The organism is Roseitalea porphyridii (genome assembly GCF_004331955.1).
In the GTDB taxonomy this organism is placed as follows: domain Bacteria; phylum Pseudomonadota; class Alphaproteobacteria; order Rhizobiales; family Rhizobiaceae; genus Roseitalea; species Roseitalea porphyridii.
The window spans coordinates 383,526-404,652 of record NZ_CP036532.1 but is presented as its reverse complement, the minus strand read 5'-3'; the positions used below and the strand labels follow the sequence as shown (position 1 = coordinate 404,652).

Below are 21,127 nucleotides of genomic sequence, written 5' to 3'. Positions count from 1 at the left end.
CATCGCCGGCAATGTTCGCAGGTTCCGGTCATGAACACGCACATGCCCCTGTTCGATACCTACAAGCGCGCGCCGCTCACCGTCGAACGCGGCGAAGGCGTCTGGCTGCACGACGTGGCGGGCGCCGCTTATCTCGACTTCGGCAGCGGCATCGCGGTGAACGCGCTGGGCCACGCCCATCCCCATCTGGTCGAGGCGCTCACCGAGCAGGCGAAAAAGCTCTGGCACACGTCGAACCTTTACGAGATCCCGGGCCAGACACGGCTTGCCGACCGGCTTTGCGAGGCGACCTTCGCCGACCGGGTCTTCTTCGCCAATTCGGGCGCCGAGGCGATCGAATGCGCGATCAAGACCGCGCGCCGCTATTTCCACGTGCGCGGCGAGCCCGGGCGCGTCGACATCATCACATTCGAGGGCGCCTTCCACGGCCGGACGCTGGCGACGATCGCCGCCGGCGGCCAGGCGAAATATCTGGAGGGCTTCGGCCCCAAGGCGCCCGGCTTCGTGCAGGTGCCGTTCGCGGACATCGAGGCCGCCAGGGCCGCCGTCACCGAGACGACGGCGGCGATCCTGATCGAGCCGATCCAGGGCGAGGGCGGCATTCGCGTCGTTTCCGAGCAGACGCTGCGCGAGTTGCGGGCGCTGTGCGACGAGCACGGCCTGCTGCTGATCTTCGACGAGATCCAGTGCGGCATGGGGCGGACGGGGCGGCTGTTCGCGCACGAGCATGCAGGCGTCACGCCGGACATCATGGCCTCGGCCAAGGCGCTCGGCGGCGGTTTTCCGGTCGGTGCGTGCCTCGCCACCGAGGATGCCGCAAGCGGCATGGTGCCGGGCGTGCACGGCACCACCTATGGCGGCAATCCGCTGGCGATGGCCGTCGGCAATGCCGTGCTCGACGTGATGCTGGCGGACGGGTTCCTCGAAACGGTCGAACGCCGCGCCCTGAGGCTCAAGCAGGGCCTGCACGGTCTGGTCGACCAGTTCCCGGACGTCTTCACCGAGGTGCGCGGCACCGGGCTGATGGCCGGCCTTCAATGCGCCCTGCCGAACACGCAGGTCGTTGCGGCATTGTTTGACGGTCACATGCTTGTCGTTCCCGCCGGAGACAATGTCATCCGCATCCTGCCCCCGCTGATCGCCACCGACGCGGAGATCGCCGAGGGCATCTCGCGCCTCGAGGCCGCCGCGCGCGGCCTGTCGGCCAGCCACGCGGCCTGAGCCGTTTCCCCGCCAACCCGCCATCCGGTGCCGACATGAGTGCTCGCCATTTCCTAGATCTTTCCGCCGTCGAAGCGGACCAGCTGCGCGCCATCGTCGACGGGGCCCGGGCCGGCAAGGCCGCGCTCAGGGCGGGCACGGCCGGTAAGCCGCTCGAAGGCAAGGCGCTGGCGATGATCTTCGAGAAGCCGTCGACACGCACGCGCGTGTCGTTCGATGTCGGCATGCGCCAGCTCGGCGGAGAGACGATCATGCTGACCGGCGGCGAGATGCAGCTTGGCCGCGACGAGACGATCGCCGACACGGCCCGCGTGCTGTCGCGCTATGTCGACATCATCATGATCCGCACGCATGCCCATGATCGGCTGAAGGAACTGGCCGACGCGGCGACCGTGCCGGTGATCAACGCCCTGACCGACGCCACCCACCCCTGCCAGATCATGGCCGACGTGATGACCTTCGAGGAGCATCGCGGCGCCATCGCCGGCAAGCGCGTCGCCTGGTCCGGCGACGGCAACAACGTGCTGCATTCGATGATCGAGGCCAGCGCCCGGTTCGGCTTCGAACTGGCGGTCGCGGTGCCCGCTGGCAACGAACCCGATCGTTCCTATATGGAGTGGGCGCGCGGCCATGGCGGCAAGGTCTCCGTCACCCACGATCCGGAAGTGGCCGTGCGCGATGCCGACGCCGTTGTCACCGACACCTGGGTCTCGATGGGCCAGGAAGAACGTGCCCGCGGCCACAATGTGTTCATGCCCTATCAGGTCAATCAGGCGCTCATGGCGCACGCCAGACCCGACGCGCTGTTCATGCACTGCCTGCCGGCCCATCGCGGCGAGGAAGTCACGGACGACGTCATCGACGGTCCGCAGTCGGTGGTCCTGGACGAGGCCGAGAACCGGATGCACGTCCAGAAGGCGATCATCGCCTGGTGTCTGGGCGAGACGCTCTGAGCGAGCAAACGAAAGACGACACGATGTCCGATATCTCCTCAACGCCGGCCGGATTTGACCAGCCGGCGGACCCGATGCCCGTCGGCCTCGATGCCGTGGTGCCGTTCCAGGTCGATGCGCTGGATGCGCGCGGCCGCGCCGTGCTTCTTGGCGACGCGCTCGACGCGATCCTGTCGCGTCACGCCTATCCCGAGCCCGTCGCGCGGCTGCTCGGCGAGATGGCCGTGCTCACCGTGCTGCTCGGCTCCTCGCTGAAGTTCGAGGGCAAGTTCATCGTCCAGGCGCAGACCGACGGACCGGTCTCGCTGCTGGTGGTCGATTTCGTCACGCCCGGCGCGGTCCGCGGCTATGCGCGGTTCGACGCCGAAGAAGTCGCCGCCGCCGAAGCGGCCGGCCAGGCCCTGCCAGAGGACCTGCTCGGCCACGGCACGCTGGCGCTGACTGTCGATCAGGGTGCGCACATGCAGCGCTATCAGGGCATCGTTGAGCTCGATGGCGCCTCGCTCGAGGAGATCGCGCGCAACTATTTCCGCCAGTCCGAGCAGATCCCCACCGAGGTGCGGCTCGCCGTGGGCCGGCTCTCCACGCGCGCCGCCGACGGTTCGGTCGAGCAGTCCTGGCGCGCCGGCGGCATCGTCGCGCAGTTCCTGCCCGAGGCGCCCGAACGCATGCGGCACGCCGACCTTCATCCGGGCGATGCCCCCGAAGGGGCCGAAATCCACGCGCTGGAGGACGACGACGCCTGGGCGGAGGTCAAGGCGCTGCTCGCCACCATCGACGACGACGAATTGATCGACGAGGGCGTCGGCGTGCACCGGCTGCTGTTCCGGCTGTTCCACGAGCGCGGCGTGCGTGTCTACGATCCGCAGGCGATCGGCGAGCGGTGCACCTGCTCGCGCGAGAAGGTGGCCGCCGTTCTCGAGTCGCTCTCGGACGCCGACAAGGCCGAAGCCGAGACCGACGGCACGATCACGATCACCTGCGAGTTCTGCTCGACCGTCTATACCTTCCGCACCGAAGACTGATCCTCGGCGGGCTGCGGGGCGTTTCCGGTCGGTCAGGCACGGCCGGCGCGGCCCGCGTTTATGACGAAGAGTTAACTTGTCGTGGCAGCGCCGGCCAATAAGGTCTGCGTGAAAGGCGCACCGATGCTGAAAACCGTCCGGGAAAACCAGATCGTCGACGATGGTCCCGATGTCGCCGAGCGCCCGAAGCGGCGCCCGCTCGCGACGACGGCGCGCGCCGTGCTTCAGATCGTCCTGATGGTCGCGGTGCTGGCCGGCGCTTATCTGGTCATGGAACGGCTGATTGCCGCCGCACCCGAACGGACCGCCCGGCCACGGCCGGAAGTCTCGGTGCCGGTCGAGGCCATGACCGCGCAGGTCCGCGACCAGCGGCCGCGCGTCGATGTCTTCGGCGAGGTGACGGCGGCGCGGGCCATCGACATCCGCCCGCCGGTTTCCGGCGAGATCGTCGAGATCAACCCGGCGCTGTCGGCCGGCAACCGGGTCGAACAGGGCGAACTCCTCTTCGCCATCGATCCGTTCGATGTGGAGGTGGCACTGGCCGAGGCCCGCGCGAACCTGGCGCAGACCGAAGCGACCGTGGCCGAGATCGAGGCGCGGCTCGTCTCCGAGCAGGCGCAGCTCGAAAGCGCGCGCGAACAGCTCGCGCTGGCGCGCAGCGACCTCGAGCGGGCCGAACAGCTGCGGGCCAACGGCACGCTGACCGCCAAGCAGGTCGAGGACCGGACGCTGGTGGTCTCGCAGCGCCAGCAGGCCGTCTCGCAGCGCGTCAACAACCTCGCCATCGAAGAGGCGCGACTGGACCAGCAGCGCGCCGTTCTTGCCCGGCAGGAACTGGGCGTTCGCCGCGCCGAGCGCAACCTCGGCGACAGCGCCGTGCGTGCGCCCTTTGCCGGGGTGATCCGCTCCTCGACCGTCGAGACCGGCCGGATCGTTGCGGCCAACGATGTGGCGGTCGCCATGTATGACGACAGCGCGCTCGATGTGCGCTTCACGCTGACCGACGCGCAATATGGCCGCATCGCCACCGACGCCGATCCGCTGATCGGACGACAGGTGTCGCTGACATGGACAGTCGGCAATGTCGACTATGATTACACGGCGCGGGTCGAACGGATCGGCGCTGACATCGCCGCAGACCGCGGCGGCGTCGACGTCTTCGCGCGGATTGCCGAGAGCGAGGCGCCGGTGCAGATTCGGCCGGGCGCTTTCGTCGCCGTCTCCGTGCCCGACCGGCTCTACGAGAACGCGGTGCGCCTGCCCGAAACGGCGCTCTACGATGCCGGGACGATGTATGTGATCGAGGACGGCCGGCTCGCCCGCCGCGACGTCGAGATCGTCGCGTTCGACGGCAACGACGTGATCGTCGGTGCCGGGCTTGGCGACGGCGAGCGCGTGCTGACGACGCGCCTGTCGAACGTCGAGGACGGCCTGAAGGTCACCATCCCCGGCAGCGAGGCCGCCGCGACCGACGATCCGGCGCAGGACGGCTGAGCCATGCTTGCCGGACGAGGTGCTCCCCACCCGATCATCGGCGCGTTCCTGCGCCATTCGAACGCCGCCAACCTTCTGATGGTGCTGATGATCCTGTTCGGCGTGTTCGCGCTGGCCCGGATCAACACGCAGTTCTTTCCGACCATCGAGACATCGACGGTTTCGGTGTCGATCGCATGGTCCGGGGCGAGCGCGGAGGATGTCGAGCGCAACATTCTGGCGGTTGCCGAACCCGAACTGCGCTTCATCGAAGGCGTCGGCGACGTCACCTCCTATGCGCGGGAGGGATCGGCCTCGATCCGGCTCGAGTTCGAGGAAGGCACCGACATGCAGCAGGCCGTCGCCGACGTGGACGCGGCGGCCAAGGCGATCGGCAATCTGCCCGAGGGCGCCGACGAGCCGACGGTCTCGACGAGCCAGTTCTTCGACCGCGTCGCCTCGCTTTCGATCGGCGGCGACGTGCCCGAGGCCGTGGTGCGCGACTGGGCCTACCGGATACGCGACGATCTGATCGAGCGGGGCATCGACAAGGTCAGCTTCACCGGCATGCGCGACCCGGAACTGCGCGTCACCGTGCCCGAACGCGCATTGCGGCGACACGACCTGACCATCGCCGACATCTCGCGCGCGATCGGCGCCAATTCCCGCGATCTGCCTTCGGGAAGCCTCGAGGGGTCGATCGAGCGACAGCTGCGCGCCATCGCCGATGTGGACACGGCGCGCGAACTGGGCGCGATCGAGGTGCGGGCGCTGCCGACCGGTGAGACGCTGCTGCTCGGCGACATCGCGACCATCGAGGACGGCTTCGAGGACGGCGCGATCCGGGGCTTCTCCAACCAGCGTCCGGCGATCGAGATCGACGTGCAGTCGACCGCGACCGCAGACACGCTCACCACCAATGCGATCCTGCAGGACTATATCGCCGAAATCCGTCCCGAACTGCCCGACAATCTCGACCTTCAGGTCTACGAGGTGAGCGCCGAGGCGCTCAACGAGCGCATCATGCTGCTGGTCAAGAACGGCGCGACCGGACTGCTGCTGGTGCTCGTCGTCCTGTTCGCCTTTCTGCATGCGCGCATCGCCATCTGGGTCGCGGCGGGCATACCGGTCGCGCTGATGGCGACCGTCGGGCTGATCTTCCTGTTCGGCGAGACGATCAACATGATGAGCCTGTTCGCGCTGATCATGATGCTCGGCGTCATCGTCGACGACGCGATCGTGGTCGGCGAACACACCGACACGCGGCTTGCCATGGGCGACGATCCGGTCACGGCGGCCGAGAACGGCGTCGGCGCCATGTTCACGCCCGTCTCGGCGGCGCTGGCGACGACCGTTGCCACGTTCGCACCGCTGCTGCTGATCGGCGACACGGTCGGCCAGATCGTCAGCGTGCTGCCGATGGTGGTCATGGCCGTGGCGATCGCCTCGATCGTCGAGTGCTTCCTGATCCTGCCGGGCCATCTCAGCCACGCGCTGCAGGGCCGGTCCGGGCCGCGCTGGTCGCACTGGCGGGTGTTCATCGTCGGCCTGATCGCCGTTCTGTTCGTCGCCGCCTTCTTCACCCGCGCCGGCGGCGAGGGCGGTGTGGCCGCCTCGCTGCCGCTGCTCGCCGAACTGGACGCCTGGCGCCAGGAGGTCAGCCCGTTGCTGTTCGGCGCGGCGATGGCTTCGGCGGCGCTGCTGCTGGCCATGGCGATCGAGTTCGTTCTCTATGCGGCGCGCGTCGGGTTCGGCCGCAACGGCCGGAAACTGGCACCGGGCGAGGCGCCCGAGGACGGCTGGTTCCGGCGCAATTTCGATGCCGGTTTCGACTGGTTCCGACGCGGACCCTTCGCCTGGCTGGTGCGGCTCGCCTTCAACTGGCGCTACGTGTCAATGGCGATCGCCATCGGGCTGGTCATGGTGTTTGCTTGGGGTCTGCGGGCCGGCGGGCATGTCGGCTTCGTCTTCTTCCCCTCGCCGGAGTCGGACAACATATCCGGCTCGGTCATCCTGCATCCCGGCACCCCTGAGGCGGAGGCGCTGGAGGCCGTGCGCGCCTACGAGGCGGCGCTGCGCCGCGCCGAGGCAAGCCTGGCCGAAGGCGACGAGGCACTGATCGAGGCGGTGTTCGTGACGCTCGGCTCCTCGGGCCGTTCGCAGGGCGACAATCTGGCCCGCATCAAGGTGCAACTCACCATCTCCGAACGGCGTACGGTGCGCACCCCGGAGATCGTGCGGGCATGGCAGGCCGAGGCGCCCGAACTGCCGCAGGTTCGGCGCTTCGCGATCCGTCAGGCGCGCGGCGGCCCGCCCGGCGCGGACATCGATGTCGAACTGCGCGGATCGTCGATCGGCGTTCTCAAGCAGGCCGCGGTGGAGGTCACGCAACTCGTAGCGGCGATACCCGGCGTCACCGGGGTCGAGGACGATCTGCCCTACGGCAAGCCCGAACTGGTGATGACGCTGACCCCGCGCGCCGCCGCGCTCGGCTTCACGCTCGACGAGGTCGGCACGCAGGTGAGCAACGCGGTCGAGGGCATGGTTCCGCGCCGTTTCGCCCGGGGCAATGACGAGGTCACGATCCGGGTCAGCCAGCAGACGGCGGGCCAGGGAACGGCGATGCTGCGCTCGATGATGCTGACATCGCCTTCGAGCAACCTGGTCCCGCTGACCGAAATCGTCACGCTCAGCGAGCAGCAGGGATTCTCGGCGATCCAGCGCCGCAACGGCCAGACGACGATTTCCGTCTCCGGCGAGATCGACGCGGCGGTCAACACGACCGACGGGGTCGTCGAGCAACTGGTCGAATCGGGCGCGCTCGACGCAGTCGCCCGCAAGTACGGCATCGAGTACGGGTTCGGCGGGCGCAGCGAGGAGCAGCGCGACGCGTTCGCCGATCTCGGTCTCGGCACGCTGGTTGCCATGAGCGTGATCTACATCATTCTCGCCTGGGTGTTCGGCAGCTATTTCCGGCCCTTCGCGGTGATGCTGATCATTCCGTTCGGCGTGGTCGGGGCAGTGATCGGCCACTGGCTTCTGGGCTATCAGCTCACCATCCTGTCGATGATCGGCCTGCTCGGCCTCGCCGGCATCCTGGTCAACGATTCGATCATCCTGGTGTCGCGGCTCGAGGAGCGGCTGGCGACCGGCGAGCCGGTGGCCGAGGCGTGCGTGAACGCAAGCTGCGACCGGTTCCGCGCCGTGCTGCTGACGTCGCTGACGACGATCGGCGGCCTGATTCCGCTCCTGTTCGAGACCTCGCTGCAGGCGCAGTTCCTCATGCCCATGGCGATCACCATGGTGTTCGGGCTGGCGACTGCGACGGTGCTGGTGCTGTTTCTGGTGCCGGTCTTCATCGGCATCGGCGAGGATATCCGCAGGGCCCTGTCGGCGCTCTACGGCGATCGTGCGCGCCCGGCGTCGCGGCCCGGCCCGATCGCGGGCGAATAGCGCTTCAGTTCAGCGTGCGCGCGATGTTCGGCATGTCGAGCGAGAACGGCGGGATCAGCGCACGCATCCGCTCGCCGCTCTCGCGGCGCATGATGTAATGGCCGACCATGGTGCCCGACGGCGTGTTCAGCGGACAGCCGGAGGTGTACTGGAAACTGTCGCCGGGCGACAGCACCGGTTGCTCGCCGATCACGCCGGGCCCGCTGACCTCCTGCACCTCGCCGAGCGCGTTGGTCACGCGCCAGTAGCGGCTCTCGAGCTGCACGGTCTCGTCGGAATGGTTGGCGATCACGACGGTGTAGGCCCAAAACCAGCGGCCTTCGTCCGGATCGGACTCCTGGTCGAGGAAGTCCGGCCGCACGGTCACTTCGATGCCTTCGGTGGTCTGGCGATACATGGGGCGAATGTAGCCAAACCGGGCCGCGCCGCAAAGACCCCGGCGGCACGCGAACGTGAGCGGTCGTGATGATGTCGACGACGCCCGCCTCGTGACGCAGGCGCGCCGATGCCGTATGGCCGGCACGAATCCAACGCCCACCGGCCCCATGTTCGACAGCACGCTGCGCCCGAAGCTCGATCCCCTCCTCGAACGCCTTGCGGCGACGATCGCCCGTGCGGGCATCTCCGCCAACCAGGTCACCTGGGCCGGCCTTGCGATCGGCATCGCCGCGGCAGGCGCCATCGCGGCGCAATTTTTCTGGCTGGGGCTCGTTCTGGTGCTGGCAAGCCGTCTCTGCGACGGGCTCGACGGTCCGGTCGCCCGCATCGCCGGCAAGTCGGACTATGGCGGCTTTCTGGACATCGTGCTGGATTTCGCCTTCTACGGGCTGATCCCGGTCGGCTTCGTGCTGGCCGATCCGCAGGCGAACGCGGTGGCGGGCGCGGTCCTGGTCCTGTCCTTCTACGTCAACGGGGCGAGCTTTCTGGCCTATGCGATCATGGCCGAGCGCCACGGTCTTGAGGGCCAAAGCCATGGCGAGAAATCGATCTTCTTCACGACGGGCCTTGCGGAAGCGACCGAGACGCTGGCCGTTTTCGTGCTGATGTGCGTCTTCCCGCAATGGTTCGCCACGATCGCCTACGTCTTCGCGGCGATCTGCTTCTACACGGCCCTGTCGCGGATCGTTCTGGCGGCGAGGACGCTGCGGTAGGAAAAGCTACCCCGCCGCCCGGCCCTTTTCGGTCCGATGGCCGGGGCCTGCGATCGCATATGGCCGGATCAGGACGTCGCCGGGAATCTTCCATTCGCTGTTCAGCCGGTGGATCATCGCCACGGTCAAAGCCCGTTTCCGATTGAGTATCTCCGACGCGCGTGATGCCGAGCCCAGCAGCCTGGCAAGGTCGGCTTGCGATCGACCCGTGTCCTTCATGAAACAGGTCAGCGCCTCGACTGGGTCAAGCGCCTCTATTGGCCAGTGACGGTTCTCATAGGTCTCGATAAGGTCGGCCAAGATGTCGAACCTGTCGGCATCGTCCGTCCCCGGCTCAGGCGCATCGTCGAAATAACGCTCGATCTCGGCGAGCGCCCAATTGTAGTCGTCCTCATTGCGGATCGGGCGAATGTTTTCCATCACACGGTCTCCGGATCGATCCTGTCATATTGCCGGTGCGTGCCCACGAACTTGATCAGCACTCTCTGATACTCGTAGGAAACGCGCACGATCAGACGATATTTGTTGCCGCCGATATCGAAGATGACGCGGTTGTCGGCGACAAGATCCACGCTGTTGCCGAAAGTGTCCCGGATGTCCTGCGGCGTCTTCCAAACCGACTTGTCCGCGATGCCATACCATGCCCGCAAGGGCTGTTCCGCCTGATTGTGCCTTTGCCAGAATTGTATCAGCGTCCGCTTGGCAATCACGCGCATGTCGAACGTTAGCATCTTCCCAATTTGGGAACAAGCGTTGGTGACATCATGGCCGTCCACCCACGGCGAGTGCCCGGTCGAGGTCGGCGATCAGGTCCTCGGTATCCTCGAGCCCGACCGAAAGCCGCAGCGTGCCGCCGCCGATCGACAATTCGGCCCTGTCCTCGTCCGACAGGTTCTTGTGCGTGGTCGTCGCCGGATGGGTGATCAGGCTCTTGGCGTCGCCCAGATTGTTGGAGATGCCGATGATCTCGAGCGCGTTCTCGAAGGCGAACGCGGCCTTCTTGCCACCGGCGACGTCGAAGGCGACGAGCGTCGAGCCGCCCGACATCTGTCTTGGGATGATGTTGGCCTGCGGGTGATCGGGCCGGCCCGGATAGACGACGCGAGACACGCCGCCGTGATCGGCGAGGAAATCGGCCACCGCGCGGGCGCTGCCTGCCTGCCGGGCGACACGCAGCGGCAGGGTCTCGAGCCCCTTCAGCATGACCCAGGCGTTGAACGGGCTCATCGAAGGGCCGGTGTGACGGAAGAAATCGTGCAGATGCTCGTCGATCCAGTCCTGCCGCCCGAGCACGACGCCGCCCAGACAGCGCCCCTGCCCGTCGATGTGCTTGGTGGTCGAATAGACGACGATGTCGACGCCCAGCTCGATCGGCTTCTGGTGCAGCGGGGTGGCGAACACATTGTCGATGACCGTGCGCGCGCCGCACGACCGCGCCACCGAGACGACATGGGCGATGTCGATCACTTCGAGCGTCGGGTTGGTCGGGCTTTCGAAGAAGAACAGCTTCGTGTTCGGCCGCACGGCGCGTTCCCAGGCGGCCGGGTCGGTGCCGTCGACCAGCGTCGTGGCGACGCCGTAGCGCGGCAGCAGCTTCTCGACGATCCAGCGGCACGAGCCGAACAGGGCGCGCGCGGCAACGACATGATCGCCGGCCGAAAGCTGGCACATCAGGGCGGAAGCGACCGCCGCCATGCCCGAAGCGGTGGCGCGGGCGGCCTCGGCGCCCTCGAGCGCGCACATGCGGCGCTCGAACATTTCGACGGTGGGGTTGGCATAGCGCGAATAGACGAAGCCCGGCTCGTCGCCCTTGAACCGGGCCTCGGCGGCTTCCGCGCTCTCATAGACGAAGCCCTGCGTCAGGAAGAGAGCTTCGGACGTCTCGCCAAAGCCCGAGCGCATCGTCCCCGCATGGACCATCGCCGTCGACGGCCCCCAGCCGTCCCGTCCGTCCCCCATGGCCGATCCTCCATACAAAAATCCCGGCCTCATGCCGCCATGAAGCCGGGTCCTCGCCATATCGATGCTGGCATCGTCCGCGGCCTTTTAGCGAGTTCTGGGAGCGTGCTCCCGTGGCTGCAAGCCGGCCGGCCAAATCACCACACAATAAGCTGTCCATAAGGGGTCGGCCCGCTTGCGTCAATCGGCACGCCTCTCCATCGTGCCGCAACCACTGGCAGGCGGAGACGGCATGGCGCGGCGCGGCAGCGGCATTCTCGCCGATCACGACATTGCGGCACTGATCGAGGCGGGGGCGATCACCGTCCCCCGGCCGCTCGACGATCGACAGGTCCAGCCCGCGAGCCTCGATCTGCGCCTGGGCGAAGTCGCCTACCGGGTGCGCGCCAGCTTCATGCCGGGCGCGGCGCACACGGTCCAAGACAAGCTCAGGCAGTTCGAGCTGCACCGGATCGACCTGACGGACGGCGCGGTGCTCGAAACCGGCTGCGTCTACATCGTGCCGCTGCTCGAAGGGCTGGCCCTGCCGGCCGAGGTGGCTGCGGCCGCAAACCCGAAAAGTTCGACCGGCCGGCTAGACATCTTCACGCGCGTGATCGCCGACCATGCCGTCGAGTTCGACAAGGTCCCGGCCGGCTACCGGGGACCGCTGTTTCTCGAGGTCAGCCCGCGCACCTTCCCGATCGTCGCGCGCACCGGCTCGCGGCTGACGCAGATCCGCTTCCGGCGCGGTCAGGCCACGCTCGATGCGGACGCATTGGCGGCCCTGCACGATGCCGAGACGCTGGTCGCCGACGAACGGCCAAACATCTCCAACAGCGGCATCGCACTGTCGGTCGACCTGACCGGAGACGGCGACGGCCTGGTCGGCTATCGCGGCAAGCGTCACACCGCGCTGGTCGATGTCGACAGGCCCGGCGCGCACGAGGTGCTCGACTATTGGGAGCCGGTCCATGTGCGCGCCCGCAAGGAGCTGATCCTCGATCCGGACCAGTTCTACATCCTCGTCAGCCGCGAGGCGGTGCATGTGCCGCCGCACCATGCGGCCGAGATGACGCCGTTCGACCCGCTGGTCGGCGAATTTCGCGTCCACTATGCCGGCTTCTTCGATCCCGGCTTCGGCCACTCGGCCGCCGGGGGCACCGGCAGCCGCGCCGTGCTGGAAGTGCGCAGCCACGAAGTCCCTTTCGTTCTCGAGCACGGGCAGATCGTCGGCCGGCTCGTCTACGAGCACATGGTCGGTCGGCCCACGGCGCTGTACGGCGCCGATCTGAGCTCGAACTACCAGGCCCAGGGCCTCAAGCTGTCGAAGCACTTTCGCTGACAGGCTCGCCATCGCGCTCGGCGCGGAGCGCGCGAACCTCGACGCGCAGGGCCTTCAGTTCCTCTAAGATCAGCGCCTGCTCGTCATGGATCGACTTGCGCTCGCCGGCCGCCTCGGCGTCGTGTTCGGCCTGCATCGCCGAGACGACAACGCCGATGAACAGGTTGAGGACGGTGAAGGTCGTTGCGGCGATGAACGGGATGAAGAACGCCCAGGCCCAGGGGAAGGCGTCCATCACCGGCCGCACGATCCCCATCGACCAGCTTTCCAGCGTCATGATCTGGAACAGCGAATAGGCCGACGCGGCGATCGAGCCGAACCATTGCGGAAACGCGCCGCCGAACAGCTTGGTCGCCATGACCGAGAACACGTAGAAGACCAGCAACAGCAGGAGCACGATCGAGCCGAGCCCCGGCAGCGCCGTCAGCAGCCCGCCGACGACCCGCCGCATCGAGGGGACGGCGCTGATCAGGCGCAGCACGCGCAGGATGCGCAGCGCGCGCAGCACCGCGAACGGACCGGCCGCCGGGATCAGGGCGATGCCGACGATGACCAGATCGAAGATGCGCCAGGGGCTGCGGAAGAAGCCGGCCCGGTAGACCATGAACTTCATGATCAGTTCGACCACGAAGACGGCGAGGATCAGCCGGTCGATCGTCAGCAGCACCGGGCCGATCGCCGCCATCAGGACCGGCGAGGTCTCCATGCCCAGGGTGACCGCGTTGATGATGATCAGCACGATGATGGCGCGTTCGAAACGCTGGCTCTCGACGATCGATCTGAGTTTTTCCATGAGGATCCGGGCACCCGCGCAAGAGGTTGAGGCGCCAATATATGGACGCGTGCGCCGAATGAAAATGCGCGCTTGTGCGGCGCACAAGGTTCATGGGCGTTCGTGCGGCCCGTGCGGGGTCTTCTCCCATTCGAAGGGGCGCGTGAACAGGTGGTGGACGGCGCGCCAGGCGGCGACCGACTGCGCCAGCCAGTAGGCGGGCACCAGAAGCAGCCGCCAGCCGATGGCCCCGCGCGCGTCGCGGTCGGTGGCGATCCAGCCGAGCGTCATCACGGCGACGTAGCTCGACAGGATCATCAGCCAGTCGAGCCAGGCGATCAGGCCCATGTAGATCTGCTCGGGCGGATCGATCAGCAGCCAGGCGCTCAGAAAGGCGGCGTTGACGAGAACGAGCGGATAAAGAAGCGCCGAGACGACCGTGCCGGTGAGCAGGAGCTGGGTGATCAGGAAGGCGCGCGCATCCATGTTCCGAAGAAGTCTCAGCGGCTCGCGCGTGTGGACGATCCAGGTCTGCATCCAGCCCTTGAACCAGCGCGTGCGCTGCGGCAACCAGTCGGCGAAGCGCGAGGGCGCGTCCTCGAGCGTCGGCCGCGTGATCATCGCGGTGCGGTAGCCGCTGCGCCAGAGACGCATGCCGAGATCGGCATCCTCGGTCACGTTGAACGGATCCCACCGGCCGACCTTTTCGAGCGCGTCGCGGCGGAAATGGTTCGAGGTGCCGCCGAGCATGATCGGCGCGCCGGCGCGGGCAAGCCACGGCATCAGGCCGCCGAACAGGCCGGCATATTCGAGGTGGAACAGCGCGGTCAGCGCGTTGCGGCCGGTGTTGGCCTTGACCAGCGGCGCCTGCAAGCAGGCGATCGCCTCGTCGCTCCGGGCGAAGGTCTGCCAGGCCTCTTCGAGCTGGTCGGGATGCGGCCGGTCTTCGGCGTCGTACAGGGTGACAAACTGGCCGCGCGCGAACGCCATGGCATAGTTCAGCGCCTTTGGCTTGGTGCGCGGCTGTGCGGGCGGCACCCGGACGATCTCGAAGAAGGGCGGCAGTTGCTCTGTGGCGAGCGCAGCCAGCGTCTCGGCGTCGTCATGCTCGCACACCAGCAATATCTGCAGCTTGGAGCGCGGCCAGTTGATCCGCTTGAGGCTGGCGATCAGATCGGGGATCACGGCTGCCTCGCGATAAAGGCAGACGAGTACGGTGTAGACGGGCTTGGCCCCGGGTGGCGTTTTCGCAAGGGGGCGTTCGGCGACGGGCCGGAAGGTGACGGCGGCCAGTGCCCGCAGGAGGACACAGGCGAAGAAGAAGACCGACATGAAGCCGTGCAGGACTGCCGTGGTCAGGCCGGGCCTGCTCGCGAACGCAACCAGGGCGCCGGTGACGACCAGTGCCGAGACCACGCCCTGCCAGAACCGGGCGCCGGAATGCGCCGACATGGCCGGCTCCAGATAGGCAAGCCTGCGGATCGCGTTCTCGAGCAGTTGCGGCTCGTGGTGGCGGGTGACGAGATCGCGCAACGTCCGCGGCGTTGCGATCGCGAGCGGGCCCGTGAGCGTGCCGCGGTCGGCGGCCGCGACAAGGCGTCCGACGGCGCGCGGGTCCGGCGCGGTGACCCGGACAGGCCGGCCGTCGTGCAACTGGCACCAGACCAGCGGCGTGCGCGCGTCGACGTCGCCCGAGGACCGGTCCGGCGCGTCGAGCAGCCGGTCGACCTGATCGGCATCGACGAACGCCAGGCCAAGGCGCGCGGCGAGCGTGCGATAGTAGACGTCGTGGGACACGGCGCCGTGCGCCAGCAGTTCGACCCCCGCGCTGGTGCCGTTCATCCGGGCCAGCTGCATGGCACGTTGCAGGCGCTTGACCGGAAATCCGGCGGCCGCCAAGAATGCGCAGCATGGGCTCAGCGCAAGATCATCGTTCGCCTGTGGCGTGCCGGGCTGCGACAGGGCCGGACCGGGCTGCGGGGCGATGACGCGCGCAAGGGCCTCGCCGATCACGCCGGCCTCGCCAGCCAGATCTCCGGCCGGCACGGGTCCGCTCTCCGCGGCCATCCGCGTCACGCTGACAACATACTTCTATACCTCACCCGGCCTTCAGCATACCTGCTTACACCAATTGAACAATCGACCACAGGTTTAGTATTGATGAGCGGAAACAACCAAAAAAACCCGGCAATGATTTGCGTTCACTTGTCGATATTGTCCGGAGCGTTCGTGGCCAGGTCGGCGTGCGACGTTTTCGGCCGTGCCGCCCAGCGGTGGCGCTGGACCGTCCTTGCCGCTCTTGCGCTCTTCATCGCCGTTGCCGGGTCGGGCCGGGCGCTCGCCGAGCCTCCTCGACTGTGGGATCCGGGATATCGCACGGCAACCGTCGATCTTGGCGGTCTGCAAAGGCTGCGCTTTCTGACCAGCCTGGACTTTCCGCCGTTCAATTTCGCCGATGCCAACCGGAAGCCGACCGGCTTCAACGTCGATCTCGCCCGGGCGGTCTGCGAGGAACTCGACCTCGTCGATCGCTGCGAAATCCAGGCAATGCCGTGGGAGGAACTGGAAGCCTCTCTGGAAGCGCGGCGCGGCGAGGTCATACTGGCTGGCCATGCGCCGGATGCGAGCCTGCGCGCGCGGTTCGGCCTGTCCGAGCCGTACTTCCGGTTTCCGGCCCGTTTCGTCGGTCGCGATGCGGACGGTGACGACGAGGACGGGTTCGACGCACGTCTGGCGCAGGGCAAGGTGGCGGTGGTGGCCAATTCTCCGCACGCGGAGATGCTCGCCGCCTTCTTTCCCGACGCCGAGGCCATGCCGGTGGCGGACATGCCCGCCGCCTACACCGCGCTGCGGGAGCAAGAGGCTGACCTCGTGTTCGGAGACGGGGTGCTCCTGTCGTTCTGGCTGACGTCGCCGGCCGCCGACGATTGCTGCCGGTTCCTGTCGGGACCCTACATGTCCGACAGACATCTCGGTCAGGGCATGGTCGCGGTGACGCGGACACAGGACCAGCGGCTGCTCGATGCGATAAACGGGGCGCTGAAGGCGGTCGAGGACAGCGGCGCCTACGCGGAAATCTACGCGCGCTATTTCCCGGTCGATCCCTTCGGGACATAGCCAGGCCGGGGCGGTTCGGCCTCGGCGCCACGCGCCAGCCGGTAGCCGGCGCGGCGGAAGGGCAGGACGAGCGCCCAGCCCAGATTTGCGGTCTGCGGGCCATCATAGTCGGTCAGGCCGAGGCGCATGCCGTCATGGCCCGCTTCGGGCTGATCGGTGTAGGTCCCGAACAGCCGGTCCCAGACCGAAAGGTTGAAGCCGTAGTTGGAATCGGTCTCGCGCCGGACGACGGAGTGATGGACACGGTGCATGTCCGGGGTGACGACCAGCGCGCGAAGCACGCGGTCCAGACCAAGCGGCAGGCGCGCATTGGCGTGGTTGAACATCGCCATGCCGTTCAGCACGATCTCGAAGACGAGCACCGCGACGACCGGCGCGCCCAGAACGACGATCACGGCCGCCTTCCAGATCATGGACAGGACGATTTCCAGCGGATGAAACCGCAGCGCCGTTGTCAGGTCGAACCCCTGATCGGAATGGTGCATGCGGTGGATGCGCCAGAGCAGCGGCCATTTGTGGCTGACCAGATGTTCGAGCCAGACGGCGAAATCCAGCACGATGAAAGCGAGGATCCCGGCAACGACCACGGGCATTCCGATCGCCGGAAACAGGCCCCAGCCCTGGCTTTGCGCATAGATGGCCGTGCCGACGGCGGCAGCGGGAAAGATGATCCGCAGGCATACCGACGAGATGACGACCATCGAGACGTTGACGAGCCAGCGACGCGAGCGCAGCGCGCCGGCCATCTCCGGCCGTTCAAGCCTCGGCGCCCACAGTTCGAACGCGGCCATGGCCGTGAAGATCGCCACGAAGGCGCCAAAACGGATGAGCGGCTCGTTCTCGATCATGGAACCGAAATGGCGCTGCCGGGGCGGCGGGTCAACGCGGCCGATGCGCACATTGCCGTGAGCGCAGCGAGCGGCATCAGTCCTGCGAGGGCAGCCGGAAGCGCACGCGTGCCGAATGCTCGATGGCCGCGATGACCAGCGCGTCCAGATCGAGCGCGTCGCGCAGCATCTGCAGGAAACGCAGCTCCTCCTGTTCGACATGCAGGTCGGCTGCGGCGATCTCCACCGCCACGGCGTAGGCGGTCTCGTAAAGGCGCGGCGGGATCGTGTCGTGCACGAGCGTCAGGATCGTCTCCAGACCGGCCTCGTCGGCCAGGATCGCGGTGCAATTGTTGGCCTGTTCGACCAAGACGTCCCGATCGATGCCCTCGAAGATCGGCAGCGTGTCGGTGATCACGCCGATGCGGTTGAGCTCGCGGTCGGAGAGCTGTGCGTCGGCCGCGGCCACCGTGACCATGATGTAGATGAGGGCGCGCGCTTCGTCGATCTTCGCCATGATGTCACCTCGTGCGATCTGTGCCCGTCTGTATGGCCGGCGGACCGTGCGCGCAAGCCACACTTGTCATGAACGTGCCGGCACATCGGGCCACTTTCCTTTGCCTCGGCGCTGGGCTAGGGAGCGGCTTTCCGGCCAAACCAGCCCGTCCACGGGGAACCGCCATGAGCGCCGCACCGCTGCCGCCTGCCGATCTCGATCCCGCCCTCGTCGAAGCCGCCCGCTCGTCGAAAGCGTGGCCGTTCGAGGAAGCGCGCAAGATCATCAAGCGCTACGAGAAGACCGGCTTTCCCGAGGCGGTCCTGTTCGAGACCGGCTATGGCCCGTCCGGCCTGCCGCATATCGGCACGTTCGGCGAGGTGGCGCGCACGACGATGGTGCGCCACGCATTCCGCGTGCTGACCGAGGACAGCGTGCCGACGCGTCTTCTGTGCTTTTCCGACGACATGGACGGGATGCGCAAAATCCCAGAGAACGTGCCCGACCGGGCCGCGCTGGAGCCGCATCTGCACAAGCCGCTGACCGCCGTGCCGAACCCGTTCGGCGGCGACCATGAGAGCTTCGGTCATCACAACAACGCGATGCTGCGGCGGTTCCTGGACACGTTCGGCTTCGACTACGAGTTCGCCAGCGCAACCGACTATTACAGGTCGGGCCGCTTCGACACCGTGCTGATGGAGGCTTGCGCCCGCTATGACGAGATCATGGCGGTGATGCTGCCGACGCTGGGCGAGGAGCGGCAGGCCACCTATTCGCCGTTCCTGCCGATCTCGCCTAAGACGGGCCGCGTGCTCTACGTGCCGATGAAACATGTCGATGCGGCCGAGGGCACGATCACCTTCGACGACGAGGATGGCACCGAGACGACCCTGCCGGTCACCGGCGGGCAGGTGAAGATGCAGTGGAAGCCCGATTTCGGCATGCGCTGGGCGGCGCTCGGCGTCGACTTCGAGATGTTCGGCAAGGACCATCAGACCAATGCCGTCATCTACGACCGCATCTGCGCGATCCTGGGCGGCCGGCCGCCGGAACACTTCGTCTATGAGCTGTTTCTGGACGACAAGGGCGAGAAGATCTCCAAGTCCAAGGGCAACGGGCTGACCATCGACGAGTGGCTGACCTATGCGCCGACCGAGAGCCTGGCGCTGTTCATGTTCCAGAAGCCGCGCACCGCCAAGCGGCTCTATTTCGACGTCATCCCCAAGGCCGTCGACGAATATTACAGCTTCCTTGCGGCCTATGGCCGGCAGGAGCCGGCGCAGCGTCTGCAGAACCCGGTCTGGCACATCCATTCGGGCAATCCGCCCGATGCGCAGATGCCGGTGCCGTTCGCGATGCTGCTCAACCTCGTCAGCGCCTCGAACGCCGAGAACAAGGGCGTTTTGTGGGGGTTCATCTCGCGTTATGCGCCCGGCGTGACGCCGCAGTCGCATCCGCAGCTCGACGCGCTCGCCGGTTACGCCATCCGCTACTTCGAGGACTTTGTCCGGCCGACCAAGCGGTTCCACGCCCCCGACGACACCGAGCGGCAGGCGCTCGAAGACCTGTCGGCGGCGCTTGCCGCGCTTCCGGCGGACAAGGCGACCGACGGCGCGGCGATCCAGGACGCGCTGCTCGATGTCGGCCGGCAGTTCGAACGCTACCAGGATCCGGGCAAGAAGAGCCCGGAGGGCAAGCCGGCGGTAACCGGCGACTGGTTCAATGCGCTCTACCGGACCCTTCTCGGCCAGGAGCGCGGGCCGCGTCTTGGCTCGTTCATCGCGCTCTACGGCATCGACGAGACGCGCGCGCTGATCGACAAGGCGCTCAGCGGCGAACTGGCGGCCGCCTGACGGGCACCCATCGGCAGTTGGTCCGGACTACTGGCTCGCCCACAGGATGCGGGCGATCCATTCAAGGTCGTCCGGCGCGAAGGTGCGATCGGGGAAGTCGGGATTGACCGAGGCCAGCTGGACCCCGGCCGCGCTTCGACGCTTGAGGATCTTGGCCATCACCTCGCCGTCGCGCGTGCGGGCGACGACGCGGTCGCCGCGCCGGATCGTCGCCGTCGGCGAGACGATGATCCGGTCGCCCGCCCGGTAGAGCGGTTCCATCGAATCACCGCTGATCTCGAGCGCGTAGACATGGGCGCCAAGACCGGCGTCCGGAAAGTCGACATGATCCCAGCCCTCGCCGGCCGGGTAGCCGGCATCGTCGAAATAGCCGCCCCCGCCCGCCTGCGCGAGCCCCAGCAAGGGAACCGACCGCACTCCCGGCCCGGTGACCGGTGACTGTCCGGTCTCGGCGAAGCCGTAACGGTCGGCTTCGGGCGCGAGCATCGCCATGAACTCGTCCACCGTGGCGCCGGTCGCCTCCATCACCTTGGAGAGCGACTCGGTCGACGGCCAGCGCGCGCGCCCGTCGGCGGCGAAGCGCTTGGACTTGTTGAACGTGGTCGAGTCGAGACCCGCCCGCCGGGCGAGGCCCGACGGCGACAGATCATGGCGCTCGGCCAAACGGTCGATGGCGCCCCAGACTTGATCATGGGTCAGTCGTGGCATGGCTTCAGGCCGTCGGAATCAAGGAATAAATACCTGCGGGACGCCTGTGCCGCAAGCGCGCCGGACCGGCCATCCCCATGCGATTTCCGGTGCGGGCGGCAAATCCGCCGCGCTTGTGCTTGCCGAACAGGTCGAACCTACTACTTTCGTAGGGATAAGAAGAGGTCAGGCGGGACAGGCGCAACGGGCAATCGATCGCTCGCAATTTCTGGAGACTGCAATGAGCAGCTTTTTCTTTGTCGATTTCACCGCGTTTCTTTTCCTCGGCGTCATCACGGGTGTGGACTGGATGATCGCCTTCAGCATCGCCACGTTCCTGGCTCTCGCCACCAGCCGGGTGCAGAGCCGCCTGACGCATCGACCCGCGCCGGTTCGGGTGCGCCGCGCGCGCGGTGATCTGCGAGCATTGCCGGCGTTCCGTGACGGCCGGCGGCAACGCGACCGCGACGGCAGGGACTGAGGCGCCCGGGGCACGGCGACTTAAGCGACCGGGTCCCAACGAAGGCCGATCAGGATGTGGGGTGGTCAGGGCCCCGCGCGTTGATCCGGCGAGGCCCCTTCGGTCGGTTACTCGGCGACGAGGTTGCCGGCTGCGGTCTTGCCGGTGCGGCGGTCGGTGACCAGTTCGTAGGAGACCTTCTGCCCTTCGGCGAGGCTCTCCATGCCGGAGCGCTGGACGGCCGAGATGTGCACGAACACATCGTTGCCGCCCTCATCGGGGGCGATGAAGCCATAGCCCTTGGTGGTGTTGAACCATTTGACGGTTCCGCTTGCCATGAGATGTCCTTTCAAGAC

19 protein-coding genes, 2 pseudogenes and 1 riboswitch are annotated in these 21,127 nt (G+C 67.2%); of the genes and pseudogenes, 10 read left to right on the top strand and 11 right to left on the bottom strand.

Features of this window, described 5'->3' with window-relative positions; all coding sequences use genetic code 11:
• Window positions 1-30: 30 nt before the first annotated feature.
• The 5 genes from E0E05_RS01970 to E0E05_RS01950 all read left to right on the top strand — a co-directional run bounded on the left by E0E05_RS01970 (window position 31) and on the right by E0E05_RS01950 (window position 8,125).
• Entirely contained in the window at window positions 31-1,221 is a 1,191-nt protein-coding gene (locus E0E05_RS01970; RefSeq protein WP_131615170.1) for an aspartate aminotransferase family protein, read from the top strand.
• A 35-nt stretch (window positions 1,222-1,256) separates the two neighbouring features.
• Window positions 1,257-2,174, top strand: coding sequence for an ornithine carbamoyltransferase (gene argF / locus E0E05_RS01965; protein ID WP_131615169.1), 918 nt, complete (start codon window positions 1,257-1,259; stop codon window positions 2,172-2,174).
• Window positions 2,175-2,197: 23 nt separating this feature from the next.
• Window positions 2,198-3,199: an Hsp33 family molecular chaperone gene (locus E0E05_RS01960; RefSeq protein ID WP_428977587.1), complete on the top strand. Its 1,002-nt coding sequence runs from the start codon at window positions 2,198-2,200 to the stop codon at window positions 3,197-3,199.
• Window positions 3,200-3,322: 123 nt separating this feature from the next.
• Entirely contained in the window at window positions 3,323-4,693 is a 1,371-nt protein-coding gene (locus E0E05_RS01955) for an efflux RND transporter periplasmic adaptor subunit (RefSeq protein ID WP_131615168.1), read from the top strand.
• A 3-nt stretch (window positions 4,694-4,696) separates the two neighbouring features.
• The gene (locus E0E05_RS01950) at window positions 4,697-8,125 is read left to right on the top strand and encodes an efflux RND transporter permease subunit (protein WP_131615167.1); all 3,429 of its coding nucleotides are present in this window, start codon (window positions 4,697-4,699) and stop codon (window positions 8,123-8,125) included.
• Between the two features lie 4 nt (window positions 8,126-8,129).
• On the opposite strand, the gene apaG is transcribed toward E0E05_RS01950, so the two are convergent.
• Window positions 8,130-8,522: a Co2+/Mg2+ efflux protein ApaG gene (gene apaG, locus E0E05_RS01945; protein ID WP_131615166.1), complete on the bottom strand. Its 393-nt coding sequence runs from the start codon at window positions 8,520-8,522 to the stop codon at window positions 8,130-8,132.
• Between the two features lie 148 nt (window positions 8,523-8,670).
• Between apaG and E0E05_RS01940 the strand changes: the two genes are divergently transcribed.
• Window positions 8,671-9,276 carry a CDP-alcohol phosphatidyltransferase family protein gene (locus E0E05_RS01940; RefSeq protein ID WP_131615165.1) on the top strand — a complete coding sequence of 202 codons (606 nt, stop codon included), beginning with the start codon at window positions 8,671-8,673 and terminating at the stop codon, window positions 9,274-9,276.
• Window positions 9,277-9,282: 6 nt separating this feature from the next.
• Here the strand turns inward: E0E05_RS01940 and E0E05_RS01935 are convergent, their stop codons facing one another.
• Genes E0E05_RS01935 through E0E05_RS01925 form a run of 3 tightly spaced genes read right to left on the bottom strand, consistent with a single transcriptional unit; the run spans window position 9,283 to window position 11,235 of the window.
• Window positions 9,283-9,696, bottom strand: a complete 414-nt coding sequence (locus E0E05_RS01935; RefSeq protein ID WP_131615164.1) for a helix-turn-helix domain-containing protein — start codon at window positions 9,694-9,696, stop codon at window positions 9,283-9,285.
• On the bottom strand, window positions 9,696-9,992 hold the full coding sequence (locus tag E0E05_RS01930) for a type II toxin-antitoxin system HigB family toxin (RefSeq protein WP_131617852.1): 297 nt from the start codon (window positions 9,990-9,992) through the stop codon (window positions 9,696-9,698). Before E0E05_RS01930 ends, E0E05_RS01935 begins: the two co-directional genes overlap by 1 nt.
• Window positions 9,993-10,038: 46 nt before the next feature.
• Window positions 10,039-11,235: an O-succinylhomoserine sulfhydrylase gene (locus tag E0E05_RS01925; RefSeq protein WP_131615163.1), complete on the bottom strand. Its 1,197-nt coding sequence runs from the start codon at window positions 11,233-11,235 to the stop codon at window positions 10,039-10,041.
• 67 nt (window positions 11,236-11,302) lie between these two features.
• A riboswitch (SAM riboswitch) is annotated at window positions 11,303-11,389 on the bottom strand.
• A gap of 78 nt (window positions 11,390-11,467) precedes the next feature.
• Here E0E05_RS01925 and E0E05_RS01920 point away from each other — a divergent pair.
• Entirely contained in the window at window positions 11,468-12,559 is a 1,092-nt protein-coding gene (locus tag E0E05_RS01920; protein ID WP_131615162.1) for a 2'-deoxycytidine 5'-triphosphate deaminase, read from the top strand.
• On the opposite strand, the gene E0E05_RS01915 is transcribed toward E0E05_RS01920, so the two are convergent.
• Window positions 12,534-13,352 carry an ion transporter gene (locus tag E0E05_RS01915; RefSeq protein WP_131615161.1) on the bottom strand — a complete coding sequence of 273 codons (819 nt, stop codon included), beginning with the start codon at window positions 13,350-13,352 and terminating at the stop codon, window positions 12,534-12,536. The genes E0E05_RS01920 and E0E05_RS01915 overlap by 26 nt on opposite strands.
• A 90-nt stretch (window positions 13,353-13,442) precedes the next feature.
• Window positions 13,443-15,173, bottom strand: coding sequence for a glycosyltransferase family 2 protein (locus tag E0E05_RS01910; RefSeq protein WP_158629246.1), 1,731 nt, complete (start codon window positions 15,171-15,173; stop codon window positions 13,443-13,445).
• On the opposite strand from E0E05_RS01910, the gene E0E05_RS01905 reads away from it, so the two are divergent.
• Complete coding sequence (locus E0E05_RS01905; protein WP_158629245.1) at window positions 15,135-16,448, top strand: transporter substrate-binding domain-containing protein; 1,314 nt, start codon at window positions 15,135-15,137, stop codon at window positions 16,446-16,448. The two genes, E0E05_RS01910 and E0E05_RS01905, sit on opposite strands and share 39 nt — an antisense overlap.
• Here E0E05_RS01905 and E0E05_RS01900 read toward each other — a convergent pair.
• Together E0E05_RS01900 and E0E05_RS01895 are read right to left on the bottom strand one after the other, a co-directional pair.
• Window positions 16,418-17,296 (bottom strand): sterol desaturase family protein, encoded by an 879-nt coding sequence (locus tag E0E05_RS01900; RefSeq protein ID WP_131615159.1) that lies wholly within the window; start codon window positions 17,294-17,296, stop codon window positions 16,418-16,420. The two genes, E0E05_RS01905 and E0E05_RS01900, sit on opposite strands and share 31 nt — an antisense overlap.
• Window positions 17,297-17,372: 76 nt before the next feature.
• Window positions 17,373-17,792, bottom strand: coding sequence for a tellurite resistance TerB family protein (locus tag E0E05_RS01895; RefSeq protein ID WP_131615158.1), 420 nt, complete (start codon window positions 17,790-17,792; stop codon window positions 17,373-17,375).
• A 164-nt stretch (window positions 17,793-17,956) separates the two neighbouring features.
• Here E0E05_RS01895 and E0E05_RS01890 point away from each other — a divergent pair, with 164 nt between their 5' ends.
• The gene (locus tag E0E05_RS01890; RefSeq protein WP_131615157.1) at window positions 17,957-19,624 is read left to right on the top strand and encodes a lysine--tRNA ligase; all 1,668 of its coding nucleotides are present in this window, start codon (window positions 17,957-17,959) and stop codon (window positions 19,622-19,624) included.
• 27 nt (window positions 19,625-19,651) lie between these two features.
• Here E0E05_RS01890 and E0E05_RS17865 read toward each other — a convergent pair.
• Window positions 19,652-20,032, bottom strand: a pseudogene (locus E0E05_RS17865) (S24 family peptidase); the annotation flags it as partial.
• A gap of 77 nt (window positions 20,033-20,109) precedes the next feature.
• A pseudogene (locus tag E0E05_RS17860) lies at window positions 20,110-20,332 on the bottom strand (helix-turn-helix domain-containing protein); the annotation flags it as partial.
• Window positions 20,333-20,552: 220 nt separating this feature from the next.
• Between E0E05_RS17860 and E0E05_RS01880 the strand changes: the two are divergent.
• Window positions 20,553-20,792, top strand: coding sequence for a hypothetical protein (locus E0E05_RS01880; RefSeq protein WP_131615155.1), 240 nt, complete (start codon window positions 20,553-20,555; stop codon window positions 20,790-20,792).
• A 107-nt stretch (window positions 20,793-20,899) separates the two neighbouring features.
• Here E0E05_RS01880 and E0E05_RS01875 read toward each other — a convergent pair whose 3' ends face one another.
• The gene (locus tag E0E05_RS01875; protein WP_131615154.1) at window positions 20,900-21,109 is read right to left on the bottom strand and encodes a cold-shock protein; all 210 of its coding nucleotides are present in this window, start codon (window positions 21,107-21,109) and stop codon (window positions 20,900-20,902) included.
• Window positions 21,110-21,127: the final 18 nt, after the last annotated feature.